We start from the raw sequence: 529 nt of genomic DNA, 5'->3' as shown, positions 1-529 counted from the left end.
ATAACGCAAAGTTAACGTGCCAAAACCGCGCAGCGTTTTTGGTCACTTTTGAACGTTTTGTTATGTGCGTACTAAAGACATTGGGACGAACCTAATTCCATTGAACTCGGCTTCTTCACCTGTTGCTACGAAACCATTACGATTGTAGAAATCAACAGCATTCACCGATGAACGCAGGCTAACTTCACAAGCATCTGTCTGATTGAGCAAATAATTCAATAAAGCACGACCCAAACCTGAACCTTGCTGTGAATTAGCAACAAATAAATGTGTCAGATAGTTCCCCTCACGTAAAGCAGCAAAACCAATGACTTCCCCACCTGATACGACCTTAACAGATGAAAACTTCTCATGGTCAAAAGTTGTCGCTAGATCAGGTAAAACTCTATCCTTATACTCTTGCTTTCCCTGTTCGTTAAACAATGGAAGCACATCCTTGTCTGAGACCTCTGAAACAAGCCTTATCACTGCCTCTAGATCCGATTTTAGGACCTTCTGGATTTCCATTTTCCCTCCAAGCACATAACGC

General features: G+C 42.2%; 1 protein-coding gene. It reads right to left on the bottom strand.

Features of this window, described 5'->3' with window-relative positions; genetic code table 11:
* Positions 1 to 60: 60 nt before the first annotated feature.
* Positions 61 to 423 (bottom strand): GNAT family N-acetyltransferase, encoded by a 363-nt coding sequence (locus tag E2R67_RS16495; protein WP_445177051.1) that lies wholly within the window; start codon positions 421 to 423, stop codon positions 61 to 63.
* Positions 424 to 529 lie beyond the last annotated feature (106 nt).

Origin of the sequence: Psychromonas algicola, assembly GCF_004378355.1 — a bacterium.
Lineage (GTDB): Bacteria > Pseudomonadota > Gammaproteobacteria > Enterobacterales > Psychromonadaceae > Psychromonas.
The sequence above is the reverse complement of the archived record's forward strand: the minus strand, read 5'-3'. Positions and strand labels throughout refer to the sequence as shown.